Source organism: Mesorhizobium sp. WSM4871, from assembly GCF_055811295.1.
The window spans coordinates 521,342-533,083 of the sequence record NZ_JBVVPU010000002.1; the positions used below are offsets into that span (position 1 = coordinate 521,342).

At 63.3% G+C, this 11,742-nt stretch carries 13 protein-coding genes and 1 tRNA gene; 5 read left to right on the forward strand and 9 right to left on the reverse strand.

The window, feature by feature from the left end; translation table 11 throughout:
- Nucleotides 1-30: 30 nt before the first annotated feature.
- Nucleotides 31-816 carry an urease accessory protein UreD gene (locus AC0L2H_RS05925; protein WP_473589475.1) on the reverse strand — a complete coding sequence of 262 codons (786 nt, stop codon included), beginning with the start codon at nucleotides 814-816 and terminating at the stop codon, nucleotides 31-33.
- A 260-nt stretch (nucleotides 817-1,076) separates the two neighbouring features.
- Between AC0L2H_RS05925 and AC0L2H_RS05930 the strand changes: the two genes are divergently transcribed.
- The 3 genes from AC0L2H_RS05930 (at nucleotide 1,077) to AC0L2H_RS05940 (ending at nucleotide 3,382) form a co-directional block, all read left to right on the forward strand.
- Entirely contained in the window at nucleotides 1,077-1,331 is a 255-nt protein-coding gene (locus tag AC0L2H_RS05930) for an acyl carrier protein (protein ID WP_097571760.1), read from the forward strand.
- Nucleotides 1,332-1,335: 4 nt separating this feature from the next.
- Nucleotides 1,336-2,544 (forward strand): beta-ketoacyl-[acyl-carrier-protein] synthase family protein, encoded by a 1,209-nt coding sequence (locus AC0L2H_RS05935; RefSeq protein ID WP_473589325.1) that lies wholly within the window; start codon nucleotides 1,336-1,338, stop codon nucleotides 2,542-2,544.
- A 133-nt stretch (nucleotides 2,545-2,677) separates the two neighbouring features.
- Nucleotides 2,678-3,382 (forward strand): glutathione S-transferase family protein, encoded by a 705-nt coding sequence (locus tag AC0L2H_RS05940; RefSeq protein ID WP_473589326.1) that lies wholly within the window; start codon nucleotides 2,678-2,680, stop codon nucleotides 3,380-3,382.
- Nucleotides 3,383-3,401: 19 nt separating this feature from the next.
- Here AC0L2H_RS05940 and AC0L2H_RS05945 read toward each other — a convergent pair whose 3' ends face one another.
- The 3 genes from AC0L2H_RS05945 to AC0L2H_RS05955 all read right to left on the reverse strand — a co-directional run bounded on the left by AC0L2H_RS05945 (nucleotide 3,402) and on the right by AC0L2H_RS05955 (nucleotide 5,684).
- A complete protein-coding gene (locus AC0L2H_RS05945; protein WP_107648844.1) occupies nucleotides 3,402-3,773 on the reverse strand; it encodes a hypothetical protein in 372 nt (123 codons plus the stop codon).
- Between the two features lie 84 nt (nucleotides 3,774-3,857).
- Nucleotides 3,858-4,478 carry a nucleoside/nucleotide kinase family protein gene (locus AC0L2H_RS05950; RefSeq protein ID WP_473589327.1) on the reverse strand — a complete coding sequence of 207 codons (621 nt, stop codon included), beginning with the start codon at nucleotides 4,476-4,478 and terminating at the stop codon, nucleotides 3,858-3,860.
- A gap of 81 nt (nucleotides 4,479-4,559) precedes the next feature.
- Nucleotides 4,560-5,684: a hypothetical protein gene (locus AC0L2H_RS05955; protein WP_473589328.1), complete on the reverse strand. Its 1,125-nt coding sequence runs from the start codon at nucleotides 5,682-5,684 to the stop codon at nucleotides 4,560-4,562.
- A gap of 188 nt (nucleotides 5,685-5,872) precedes the next feature.
- On the opposite strand from AC0L2H_RS05955, the gene AC0L2H_RS05960 reads away from it, so the two are divergent.
- Together AC0L2H_RS05960 and AC0L2H_RS05965 are read left to right on the forward strand one after the other, a co-directional pair.
- Nucleotides 5,873-6,814: a D-alanyl-D-alanine carboxypeptidase family protein gene (locus AC0L2H_RS05960; RefSeq protein ID WP_473589329.1), complete on the forward strand. Its 942-nt coding sequence runs from the start codon at nucleotides 5,873-5,875 to the stop codon at nucleotides 6,812-6,814.
- Nucleotides 6,815-7,118: 304 nt separating this feature from the next.
- Nucleotides 7,119-7,195: transfer RNA gene (locus tag AC0L2H_RS05965), tRNA-Arg, on the forward strand.
- A gap of 19 nt (nucleotides 7,196-7,214) precedes the next feature.
- Here AC0L2H_RS05965 and AC0L2H_RS05970 read toward each other — a convergent pair.
- The 5 genes from AC0L2H_RS05970 to AC0L2H_RS05990 all read right to left on the reverse strand — a co-directional run bounded on the left by AC0L2H_RS05970 (nucleotide 7,215) and on the right by AC0L2H_RS05990 (nucleotide 11,637).
- Nucleotides 7,215-7,394 (reverse strand): hypothetical protein, encoded by a 180-nt coding sequence (locus AC0L2H_RS05970; protein ID WP_473589330.1) that lies wholly within the window; start codon nucleotides 7,392-7,394, stop codon nucleotides 7,215-7,217.
- A gap of 179 nt (nucleotides 7,395-7,573) precedes the next feature.
- Complete coding sequence (locus AC0L2H_RS05975; RefSeq protein WP_473589331.1) at nucleotides 7,574-8,206, reverse strand: hypothetical protein; 633 nt, start codon at nucleotides 8,204-8,206, stop codon at nucleotides 7,574-7,576.
- 12 nt (nucleotides 8,207-8,218) lie between these two features.
- Nucleotides 8,219-10,477 carry a xanthine dehydrogenase family protein molybdopterin-binding subunit gene (locus AC0L2H_RS05980; RefSeq protein WP_473589332.1) on the reverse strand — a complete coding sequence of 753 codons (2,259 nt, stop codon included), beginning with the start codon at nucleotides 10,475-10,477 and terminating at the stop codon, nucleotides 8,219-8,221.
- 1 nt (nucleotide 10,478) lies between these two features.
- Nucleotides 10,479-10,940 (reverse strand): (2Fe-2S)-binding protein, encoded by a 462-nt coding sequence (locus AC0L2H_RS05985; RefSeq protein ID WP_473589333.1) that lies wholly within the window; start codon nucleotides 10,938-10,940, stop codon nucleotides 10,479-10,481.
- 268 nt (nucleotides 10,941-11,208) lie between these two features.
- A complete protein-coding gene (locus AC0L2H_RS05990) occupies nucleotides 11,209-11,637 on the reverse strand; it encodes a GlcG/HbpS family heme-binding protein (protein WP_473589334.1) in 429 nt (142 codons plus the stop codon).
- Between the last annotated feature and the right edge of the window lie 105 nt (nucleotides 11,638-11,742).

Below are 11,742 nucleotides of genomic sequence, written 5' to 3' on the forward strand. Positions count from 1 at the left end.
TGACATCAACAAAAAGCGGCATAATCGGAATCAGAGTGACCATAATTTGGGCAGACCCGCCCGTCCGTTGAGCAATTCGACGAGCGGAACCAGCCGCTTACGGAGCTGGTAACCGTCCGTAGCGAACAGCCTCGCAAGAAGCTTGCCAGATTTCCTCACGCCCCAGGCACTGGCATCGCCCTCGCCGCCGATGATCTGCCTGGCCGGGTCGAGCAAATCCTCGGCGCGCGGCGAGACCATCAGCAGCGTCGCCATGGCGATGGCGCCGCCGGCCACCGCGGAACGGCCAAGGGTGGCCGCAATGCCGGGCCCGATGCGGAAATCCTCGGCATGAACGAGCACGCCTGCCTGGCTGACCCGCCAGCGGTCATGGAAACTGCCCTGGGCAGCGCGTTCACCCATGGCGAGGCGGCCGAAGACGGTCGCCTCGAGCAACAGCGCCTCGGCACCGGCGGCAAGCTCCACATCGAGCCGGCGGGCAAAGGCCGACCGGTCAAAGACGATGGTTTCCTGCGGCAGCCAGGCAATGCGGCCATGCTCGCCGACGCTCAGCTTCACACGCACCTCCGCGCGGCCGGATGCCGCCCGATAGATCTTCTCGCAGGCCTGGGTGGTTATGGTGGCGCAAGCGCCGGCGCCGATATCGACCTCCCAGCCGAGGCGGTCGCCGCCGGTCAGTCCGCCGGCGGTGTTGATCAGCACGGCTTCCAGCGGATCGGCCGACACGGCCGGCATGCGGATCTTGGCTGAACCATCCTGATAGAGGCGCCGCAGGCGCGTGCGGCCGCCATTCCTGTCGCAGGCAAGCCGCGCCATTCCGGCGACGCGCTGGTTCGGCAGAACCGAAATCTGGCCATGTTCGATCGTGTCCACGAAGCCAACGTTAAGCACTCGCACGGCTTTGTCGATATATAACCTTGTTGCTTGACAGCGTTTCGGTTTCTATAGAGGGAGCCACCTTGGAGCGGTCATGCAGCGCCTGATGGGGTAAAAAGGCAACGACGATCCGAATCCGGGGACAAAAGGGGCGCTGATCAGTCGGCGTCGGGAAACGACAAGGTTGGGGAAGAAACCGAATGGCTGATCAGCTGGCAACGGACATCATCTCGAAGATCAAGGCTCACGCCGAGCCTAGCGGCGAAGAAATCACCACCAATACCGAGTTGACTGCACTGGGCATCCATTCGCTGGAGCTGACCGAGATCATCTTCGATCTCGAGGAGGAGTACGGCATCGAGATCGAGATGAACACTGTCGATGCCTGGAGCAATCTGAAGAATGTGGGCGACATGGTCGAGGCGGTTCGCGCGCTGATCGCGAAAAAAGCCTGACCGAATGCACAAGCGCGTCGTCATTACCGGCATCGGCGGCATTTGCGGGCTCGGCACCAATGCGTCCGCGATCTGGGGCGAAATGCGCGCCGGCCGCTCGGCCATTGGCCCGATCGTCAATTCGGAACTGCATGACCTCAAGGTCAGGGTCGGCTGCGAGATCAAGGCGCTGCCCGAGCATGGCATCGACCGCAAGCAGCTGGTGTCGATGGACCGCTTCAGCCTGCTGGCGACGATCGCCGCGCGGGAAGCCGCGCAGCAAGCCGGATTGGCGCCGCACGAGACCAATACCTTCCGGATGGGCACCATCGTCGGCGTCGGCGTCTGCGGCTGGGAGGCGATCGAAGAGAGCTATCGTGCCATCCTGCTCGAAGGAAAGAGCCGCGCCGGCATCTTCACCGTGCCGAAGGTGATGCCCGGTGCGGCGGCCGGCCATGTCAGCATGAATCTCGGCCTGCGCGGCCCGGTCTTCGGCATAACCTCGGCCTGCTCCTCGTCCAATCACGCCATCGCTTCGGCGGTCGACCAGATCAGGCTCGGCCGCGCCGACGTCATGGTTGCCGGCGGCACCGATGCGCCGCTGGTCTGGGGCATCCTGAAGGGCTGGGAGGCTTTGAGGGTGCTGTCGCCCGATACGTGCCGGCCGTTCTCGGCCGATCGCCAGGGCCTGGTGCTCGGCGAAGGCGCCGGCATGGCGGTGCTGGAAACCTATGAGCACGCCATGGCGCGTGGCGCCGAAATCCTTGCCGAGGTGGCCGGCGCCGGCCTTTCCGGCGATGCGTCCGACATCGTCGCGCCGACCATCGAAGGGCCGGAGGCGGCGATGCGCTTCTGCCTCGTCGATGCCGGGCTCAATCCGGAAGATATCGACTATCTCAACGCGCATGGCACCGGCACCAAAGCCAACGACCAGATCGAGACGGCGGCGATCAAACGCGTCTTTGGCGACTATGCCCACAGGCTTTCCATCTCGTCGACCAAATCGATGCACGCCCACTGTCTTGGCGCGTCGGGCGCGCTGGAACTGATCGCCTGCGTCATGGCGATTCGCGAAGGTATCGTGCCGCCAACGGCCAACTTTCGCGAAGCCGACGCCGATTGCGATCTCGACATCACGCCTAATGTGGCGCGCGAGCGCAAGGTGCGCGCCGCGATCAGCAACGGTTTTGCATTCGGCGGCACCAATGCGGTGCTCGCGTTCAAGGCGGTCTGACCGCAAGCACCGTGCCATGATCCCGACAGGCCGAACTTTTTGTGCGCATGCATATTGATCGCGCCGGGCGCTGTATTAGCTCTGCTTCGCCATGACCGTGCCGCCCGGCGCAAATCCCCGCCCAGGAGTTCCGATGACCGACCTGTCCGCCTTTCCGATCGCCACGCGCTGGCCGGCCCGCCATCCCGACCGCATCCAGCTCTATTCGTCTCCGACGCCGAACGGCGTCAAGATTTCGATCGCGCTGGAGGAACTCGGCCTGCCTTACGAGGCGCATTTTGTGGACATCGGCAAGAATGAAAGCTGGACGCCGGAATTCCTGTCGCTGAACCCGAACGGCAAGATACCGGCGATGATCGATCCGGACGGACCCGGCGGCCAGCCGATCGGCCTGTTCGAATCCGGCGCCATCCTGCTCTATCTCACCGACAAGACCGGCAAGCTTATCCCCGCCGACCCGGTACGGCGCTACGAGACGATCCAGTGGGTATTCTTCCAGATGGCCTCGATCGGGCCGATCTTCGGACAAGTCGGCTTTTTCAACAAATTCGCCGGGCGCGAGATCGCCGACAAGCGGCCGCTGGAGCGCTACCGCGATGAATCGCGACGGCTGATCGGCGTGATCGAGACCAGGCTGAAGGGCCGCAAATGGATCATGGACGACGATTACACCATCGCCGATATCTCGATGCTCGGCTGGGTGCGAAACCTGGTCGGCTTCTATGAGGCGCGCGAACTCGTCGGTTTCGACGATTTTCCCGATGTAGCGGCATGGCTGGAGCGTGGCCTTGCCCGGCCGGCGGTGCAAAGGGGCCTCACCATCCCGGCGCGGGCCTGAGTAAACCGGCCGTAGCCGCCTATTTTGCCTTGGCCCCGGTTTTGGAGCCACCCTTGCCCATGACGGAAGCGGCCAGGGAGGCTGCGCCCCTGGCGGTGGCGACAACGGCGCCGGCGGCAACATTGGCTGTCGTCTTGACCGTGCGCATGGCGCTGCCCGCAATGGAGCCGCCGCTGGTTGACGGCTTTTTGGGCTTGGCGGGTCTCGGGGCGGATTTTGCAGCTGCCTTGGCCGCTGGCATGACCTTCTTGGGCGCCGCCTTGCCAAAAACCGGCTTTGCATCCTTGGAGCGGGCGGCGATCGCGGGACCGGCGCCCGTCTTCGACTGAACTGATTTGGATTGAACTACCTTGCCCTTGGCGGGCGCAGGCTTCCTTGCCTTGGTTGCCATCTGACGGTTCCCTCGTGGGCACAATCGCCGTGTCAACCATAACGGCCTGAAAGTCTTAAGGTTCCGGCCCGAGCCTTCTGTGAATCAGGCGTGATCGCCGATCACCAAATCGGCTTGCCGGCGGCGGGCAACCACGCGATCGATGTTCGGCATGTCGTTGGAAGCGATCCAGGCGCGGGCATCCTCGTCGGAGCGGCCATGACCGTGCCATCGCTCGAGCAGCCGGCGTTCGAGCTCGGCGCGCGGCACATCGACGTAGATCGAGAAGTCGAACAAAGGCGCCAGCCGTGACCAGGGTTCTTCGTCAAGCAAGAGATAGTTGCCTTCGACCAGGATGAACTTGGTCCCGGTGGCGACGATCGAGGCGGCGGCGCGCGACAGTTCCATACTGCGATCGAACACGGGAATCGCGATATCCGGCTCGCCGGCGCGGATGCGTTTCAGCAGCGTCTCGAAGCCGGCAAAGTCGAAGGTTTCAGGTGCTCCCTTGCGTGCGCGCAGGCCGCGCCGCTCGAGCACGATGTCGTCGTAGTGGAAACCGTCCATCGGCACGACTTCCGAGGCGCCCTCGGGCAGCAGATCATGCAGGCTGGCCGACAATGTCGACTTGCCGGCGCCCGGGGGGCCGGCGATGGCGACAATGAAGCGGCTCGCCTTGCCAGCGCGCTTGAAGATGGTGGCGGCAAGATGGGCGATCTCGGACATCGGGGGTTCTGGCCTGGATCCGTGAGACAATTTCGGCCGCATCTTGGCGACAATTCGCGGAAATTTCAAATCGGCCCGCCTTCAGGCGGGAGCGGACCGGCCGATCCGCAGGAAATCGCTGTCGAAAGCAATTTCCCGCGTCGTGCCATCGGCAGCCATGATGCGCATCTTTCCCTGTCCAGTCGCGATGTCGCGCGGCGGCTCGCCTGTGTTCCGAGACCCTTCCCGGGACTGCGGCAAGGCACCGATGACATGGCGGAAGGAGAGGCTGCGGCCCTCGGCAAGGGCAAAGGCAGTCGCCACGCCTTCCCGCTTCAGCCAGTTGTCGCCAAGCGACGCGGCATGGCCGAGCGCCGTGCGCCCATCCTCGATGCCGAGCACGCCGCGATGGCGGCCGCTCCACGGCGCGTAATCGCGCCCGCCATTGCTGATCCACAGCATGGTGACCGGCAGTTCGGCCGGGTTCTTCAGCACCAGCACCAGATCCTGCTCGGCATGCCGCGTCAGCGCGGTCCAGCCCGGCCCGCCATGGTCGGCCTCGACCAGCGTGAGAAAGTCCTCGCGCTCGAAGTCCATGCGGTAGTCGCCGAGATCGAGCGTGCCGCCATCGGCGGCGGGAAACCGCGTCAGGTCGGCTGAACGGGCGGGGTAGGCCAGGCGGAAGCGGCCGCGGGCCGGATCGGGCTCCAGCGGATCATCCGGCGTCGCGGCAAGCCGCTTCGGCGAGAAGGCGAGCCTGCCGCCATTCTTCATTGCCGTCATCGGATGATGGGCGACGGAAATGGCGCCCGAACCGCCGGAAAAGGTATGCTCCTGGTAGAGAAAGGGATGGCCGTCGCGCAAGGTCAGGATCTTGTCGACCGCAGCGCCCATGACTTTGCGGCGCAGCCTGAAGGTGGCCTGCCAGCCATCGGCCGTCGCCCCGGAGGCAACGACATCCCAGGGACTGTTCGCCGTCCAGCCATGCAAGGGTGCTTGTTCCACATCACTGCGCGAAAACGGCGCGCAGAGAAAATCGCCGGAAAGGTGGACGGTACCCTCGGGCAGGTCTTGCGGCAGCGTCTCGCGCGCCTCCTCGACCCAGGGCGCGCGATGCAGCGGTTTCAGCCTGCGGCCGTCCATGTCGACCGCCATGTCGGAGAGGTGGCCAACCGCAAGATCGACCGACACCGATATACCCTTTGCCTCGATCGTGACAATGTCCATGCGCACCCGCCGATTCTGCCGCATCAGCAAACTCGCTCAGCGCCCGTTAAGCAAGCTGCGTGGCCAGCATTTCACATCAGGCTGGCCGACAATCCCGGGCGGGACGGCATTAACCAAATGGACGCGGCAACCGGGTTAGGCTAGATTCCATCAGTCTCAGCAACAGCTTGCCTTCAGAATAGACCATCTTGTCCAAACCGCGTCCCTTTCCGCTTATCCAGAGATTTGTCGCGGCGTTCGCGCTGCTGGCGCTCGTCGCCGGCTGCACGACGACGCCGCCGGAGACCATGCTGGCGGTGCCGGCGGCGCCGCAGAAATATGCGGCGATCGTGGTCGACGCCAGAACCGGCCAGACGCTGTTCGAGGTGAATTCGACGGCGCCGCGCTATCCGGCGTCGCTGACCAAGATGATGACGCTCTACCTGCTGTTCGAGGCGCTGGATTCAGGCCGCGTCAGCAAAGAGACGCGGATCCCGGTCTCGGACAATGCCGCCAGGCAGCCGCCGACCAAGCTGCGCTTCAGGCGCGGCGAGACGATCGATGTCGATTCGGCGATCAGGGCGATCGTCGTCAAATCGGCGAACGACGTGGCAGTCGCCGTCGCCGAATATCTCGGCGGCAGCGAAGACGCATTCGCCGCCGCAATGACGGCCAAGGCGCGGCAGATCGGCATGCGCAGCACCGTCTTCCGCAACGCTTCGGGACTGCCGGACGGCGACCAGCACACCACGGCGCGCGACATGGCGGTGCTGGGCATGGCGCTGCGCGCCCGCTTCCCGCAGCAGTTCCACTATTTCTCCGAAAGCGACTTCATGTTCCGCGGCCGGCTGGTGCGCGGCCATAACGACATGCTCGGCCGGGTGCGCGGCGTCAACGGCATCAAGACCGGCTATATCAGGGCCTCCGGCTTCAACATCGTCACCTCCTACGACGCCGACGGGCGCCGGCTCATCATCGTGGTGATGGGCGCCGACAGCGCGCGCCAGCGCAACGACCATGTCGAGACGCTGATCCAGCGCAGCCTCTCGCCAACGAGCGCGGATACCAAGACACGGCTGATGTACGCAGGGCAGCAGCAGACCGCTTCGCCACTCCCCGGTTTGCCGCCACCGGGTTTGCCGAATCCATAGACAGTCGGGAAAAGCTGGAAGTGCGGCACCTGCACGAAAAGCTCGACTATTTGATCTTGCGCCAATGGACGCGGCCGGCAGAGATGCAACTGAAAGCGATGCGCGAGCTGGCGGGGGCGGATAGCCGAAGCGGGCGACGCCGGGGGCGGAGGCGGGTGGCGAAGGGTGACGCGCTGGCTGGGGTCGCGCCATGCCCTAAGGAAGCTATCCCAATTGACCGTTGAAGCCTGCTTCCGCTTCCGCTAAGAAGCCGTGACTGGCCGGTTCACCGACCGGTTCGTTTTCCGGATCGCCGATCCTGAAAGCACCCGTAGCTCAGCTGGATAGAGCGCTGCCCTCCGAAGGCAGAGGTCACAGGTTCGAATCCTGTCGGGTGCGCCAATTTCTTCTTATTTTCCAGTCAATTGCACGAGGTGTAGGTTAGGCACGACGAAGCCGGGGCCAGGCTGCCGGTCTTCGCGATCTGCGTGCCGGCGAGATACGTCACGCTCCTGCCGAAGCGCTTCAACCGCTCGATGTCGCGCGGCTCCAGGACAGGGAACATCTGGTCGTATCTGGGATGACCTGTTGCGAGGACCATGCCTGTTCTTGCCTGCACTATCGGGTCATGCTCAAGTTTTGTTCCGCATGCCCGCTCGACGATGGCGGTGGGACGCCGCCGTGCTCAAACCCCCAGCGCATATCGGGCGCAGCCGCCAGCACGATGCGTATGCCTACTGCGACGGCGGTCAGTTGTTCTCCTGAATGTCAAAAACAGCGTCATTTCGGGCATGGTTGTCCAGCGGCTCCCCATTCCGCCATATCCCGCACGTGGTCCTCGAAGGTTCCCGGCGGCGTGCTGCGACCCTCCCCTGGCTCCCACCCTCGCGGAATAAACCCGCTTAGTGACGCATCATGCCGAAGATGATCGAGCAGGGCGACGGCATCGCGACCGCCGTTGCGGGCTGGATCGCTGAGCTGCTTGCAGATTTCGGCGCCACTTTGACCGTACCAAAGAAACTCCACAGGAGCGAGCTGCCAAGGAATACCCGCGCGCGGCGGCGCGGGAGCAGGGTCGTTCGGGAGAGTGGATGTCATGTGGCATGTCGAACAGGGCATCGCTTCGGCACCAATCCGGCTTACGCCGCCATGGATATTCATGCCATGGACACGATCCTCCTTTTCACCTGCAAGAGCCCAAATCGGAATCCCGCCGGCGTCGACATGGCAGTTTGCGCAACGCGGATGGGTAACAACCGCCTCGATCCGTTGCCATGCTTCCAGACCTGCCGCTTGGCTGACGCTGCCTGGCGGCAGTGCATCCCTGGAACCCTCCCCTTCCGCGTAAACCATCACTGTCAGAGGCGCCAACGTTGAAGCAGCGAGCGCAATGGCAATCAGGAATCTGTCCATGACTGCCCCCCCTCAAACGAAGTCGATGAATTTGTTGAACGGCATCTCGCGGATGCGCTTGCCCGTCGCAGCGAAGATCGCATTGGCGAGCGCCGGCGCCGCCGGCGGTACGGGAGGCTCCCCGATGCCCCGCACCGTGTAGTCGTTCTCCAGCCCGCGCACCTCGATTACCGGACACTGATACATCCGCATCGCTTCGTGGTGGTTGTAGTTGGTCTGCTGGACGGCTCCGTTGGCATAGGTGAGTTCGCAGTTCATGGCGTGGCCAAGACCCCAGACGACGCCGCCCTGGACCTGGTTCTCGAAATTGACGGGATCGAGGACCTTGCCGACATCGGCAGCCACCCAGACCCTATCGATCTTGATGCCGGCATCCGTCATGGTCACTTCGACAATCTCGGCGACCGCGGTGCCGAAGGCCTCGACGAAGGCGACGCCGCGACCCTTCCCGTTGCCGAGCGGACCCTTCCAGTCGGCCATCTCGCCGACCGTTTCGAGCAGCGTGCGGTAGATCGGGACCTTGCACATGTCGATGCGCGCCTGGAGCGGATCGAGCCCGGCCGCATGGATCAGTTCGTCGATGAAGCTTTCTGTGAAGAAGCCGTTGGCCGACGCGCCCACCGACCGCCAGGTGGTGGATGGCGACACGCCCTGCACCTCGAAGCTGCTCGCACGATAGTTGGGGATGTCGTAGTACATGTTCCAGATACCCACGGCCAATTGGCCATCGGGGGCATTTGGTGGCATGCCCATGCGCCCCAGCAGTTCCTTGAAGGGAGGCGTGGCCGCCACCTGAACATCAGCCGCGACGATTTTGCCGTCCTTGACGCTGCCCCGATACCTGCCCATCGCGATCTGCCGCGGGATATCCTGCAGGAAGTCCTGTTCGCGAGAGAAGACGATCTTCACCGGCGTTCCGCGTAGCTGGTTCGCGATCTCGGCGAGTGCCCTGACGTTTTCGAATTCGAGGCGGTGGCCGAAGCTTCCACCCGACCACTCATTGTGGAAGGTGACCTGTTCTGGCTTCATGCCGATCGCATTTGCCGCAATGTACTGCACCGATTGCGGCGTCTGGTGGCCGACCCAGATTTCCATCCCGTCATCGTTCACGATGCCGATGCCGTTGAGTGGTTCCAGTGGCTGGTGGCCGACATAGGGCGCCCGGTACTCCGCCTCGAGCAACGTCCCCTCTTTTAGACCGGCATCGATATCGCCATCGTTGCGCCACTGCTTGGCGAGGAATTCCGGGGTGAAGGAGGATTGCACGATGTCCCAGTGCCCGGCTTGCTCGGCCGGGTATTTGGACGGTTCCCACACACACTCTATGCGTTCGGCCGCCTGCATGGCGTACCAGCTGTTCGTCGCGATGACCGCGACGCCGTTCGACATCTTCAGGATCTGCCGGACGCCGGGCATCGACTGTGCTTTGCTCGCATCGTACGACCGAATCGGTTGGCCCTTATTGGGATTGAGTTTGACGGCCGCATAGACCATGCCGTCCATCTTGCGATCGATGCCGAACATGATTTCGCCGGTAACCTTGGCGCGGGTGTCGAGCCGCTCCATCGGCTTGCCGATCAAGCGCCAGTGCGACGGGTCACGCAGCTTGACGTCGGTGACCGGCGGTATCTTCGCAGCCTCCGCTGAAAGCGCGACGTAGGGGATTTTGGTCCCGTCCGGCAGGAGTACATGGCCCGCCTCGGTGCGGATATCTGCGACAGCAACGCCGCTGCGCTTGGCTGCCGCGGCCTTCAGCGTCTCCCGCGCGACGGCGCCGGCGACGCGCAACTTTTCGTAGGTATCCGGAATCGCGCTGGAGCCTCCGGTCATCTGCAGGCCGGACTGCCGCAGCCATTCCAGCGCAGCCGCCCGCCCCTTCTCGGCGTCGGGGCTCTGGTCCGCCGCCATGAACGGGGCGATTTCGTGCGCGAAGCCGGTGTTGAAATAGGCGGGGCTGGGCCCGGCGAAGCGAACCTCGAACTGGCCGAGTTCCAGGTCCAGTTCCTCCGCGATCATCACCGGCTGGATGGAACCAATGCCCTGTCCGATGTCGGCATGCTGCGCAATGAGCGTGATCCTGTCCGGACTGATCTCGACCCAAGGATTGAAGGCGACTGAGTCCGGTCCGAGATCCGCCGCCAGCGGGTTCGTCGCGGCCGGAGAAGCGGGCGTTTCCTCGGCTCGACCATACGACCCAAAAACCACACCTCCGGCGACGGCCGCGGAGCCAAATACGAAGGCGCGGCGGGAAAGTGCTGGCGTAGCGCCCATCTCACTCCCCTCCGATCTTCTCGGCGGCGGCGTGGATCGCGACGCGGATGCGTTCATACGTTCCGCATCGGCAGAGATTGCCCGACATGACCTCGTTGATGTCCTTGTCGGTCGGCTTGGGATGCGTTTTGAGCAGCGAGATCGCCTGGATCATCTGCCCCGTCTGGCAGTAGCCGCACTGCGCAACCTGGTGCTCGATCCATGCCTCCTGCACCGGGTGCAGCTTGCCGTTGCCAACCCCTTCGATCGTCGTTACCGCCTTGCCGGCGACGTCGGCCATGCGCGCCTGGCAGGAGCGGACGGCCTCGCCATCGACTTGCACCGTACAGGCGCCGCACAGGGCTATTCCGCAACCATATTTTGGACTCGTGATGCCGAGCTCATCTCGCAAAACCCAGAGCAAAGGCATCTCGGGTACTACGTCGACCTGATGCTTAACGCCATTGACCGTAATATCAAACATCTAAGCCTTCCCTCGGTTGTCGGTACATGGCTATTGCGCGCAACCGTAATGGCGGCCCGCAAGGCTGCCAATAACGCGTGCAAGATGATTGCCCAGAATTTACTTCTTTTAACCGTAGCCGGGACGGCACCGCGCTGCATTGGGCTTCAAAAGAGTGAAATCGACTTCCGGGACGATTCGTACGCGCATCGCGCTGAAAGTTGCTTGACTATAAATCTTCATATCGTCGGTTGAATGCGATGCGCGCCGATTTCGTCGCAACGTCTCTTTAGGCGTTGCTTAGGGTAATGGCTGCGACGGCCGCCTCTGCGACCGAAATGTCCTGCTCGACAGTGCCGGCGCTCGCGCCAACTGCGCCCACGATTTCGCCATCAACTCGGACCGGTACTCCCCCGCCGAAGATAACGACCCTCCCGCCATTGCTTTGCTCGATGCCGAAAAGCGGTGCGCCGGGCTGCGCGAGTTGATTCAAGTAGGCGGTCGTCTTATCGAACAGACGCGCCGTCGTCGCCTTGCCTATGGCAAGATCGATGCTTCCGATCAGTGCGCCGTCCTGACGCGAAAACGCCATGAGGGCACCGCCAGAATCAACAACGGCAATATTATATGGAATTCCGAAGCTCACGGCCTTGGCTTCACCCGCCTCGAGCATCTGCTTCGCATCGGCCAGCGTGAGGGTGGTACGAGAACAAGGCATCAGACTGCTCGCTTTAGGATTGCTCTTTCGGAGGTCAATTCGGCTATATGTCGTAAGCTGATTGCGCGCGTCTCAGGATACGGTTGGAGTTGCTCCCCAGCAACT

Coding starts and splice junctions, on each gene's coding strand:
- AC0L2H_RS05935 (WP_473589325.1), top strand. CDS start 1,336: ATGCACAAGCGCGTCGTCATTACCGGCATCGGCGGCATTTGCGGGCTC.
- AC0L2H_RS05975 (WP_473589331.1), bottom strand. CDS start 8,206: ATGGACAGATTCCTGATTGCCATTGCGCTCGCTGCTTCAACGTTGGCG.
- AC0L2H_RS05955 (WP_473589328.1), bottom strand. CDS start 5,684: ATGGACATTGTCACGATCGAGGCAAAGGGTATATCGGTGTCGGTCGAT.
- AC0L2H_RS05950 (WP_473589327.1), bottom strand. CDS start 4,478: ATGTCCGAGATCGCCCATCTTGCCGCCACCATCTTCAAGCGCGCTGGC.
- AC0L2H_RS05970 (WP_473589330.1), bottom strand. CDS start 7,394: ATGGTCCTCGCAACAGGTCATCCCAGATACGACCAGATGTTCCCTGTC.
- AC0L2H_RS05940 (WP_473589326.1), top strand. CDS start 2,678: ATGACCGACCTGTCCGCCTTTCCGATCGCCACGCGCTGGCCGGCCCGC.
- AC0L2H_RS05925 (WP_473589475.1), bottom strand. CDS start 816: ATGGCGCGGCTTGCCTGCGACAGGAATGGCGGCCGCACGCGCCTGCGG.
- AC0L2H_RS05990 (WP_473589334.1), bottom strand. CDS start 11,637: ATGCCTTGTTCTCGTACCACCCTCACGCTGGCCGATGCGAAGCAGATG.
- AC0L2H_RS05945 (WP_107648844.1), bottom strand. CDS start 3,773: ATGGCAACCAAGGCAAGGAAGCCTGCGCCCGCCAAGGGCAAGGTAGTT.
- AC0L2H_RS05985 (WP_473589333.1), bottom strand. CDS start 10,940: ATGTTTGATATTACGGTCAATGGCGTTAAGCATCAGGTCGACGTAGTA.
- AC0L2H_RS05980 (WP_473589332.1), bottom strand. CDS start 10,477: ATGGGCGCTACGCCAGCACTTTCCCGCCGCGCCTTCGTATTTGGCTCC.
- AC0L2H_RS05930 (WP_097571760.1), top strand. CDS start 1,077: ATGGCTGATCAGCTGGCAACGGACATCATCTCGAAGATCAAGGCTCAC.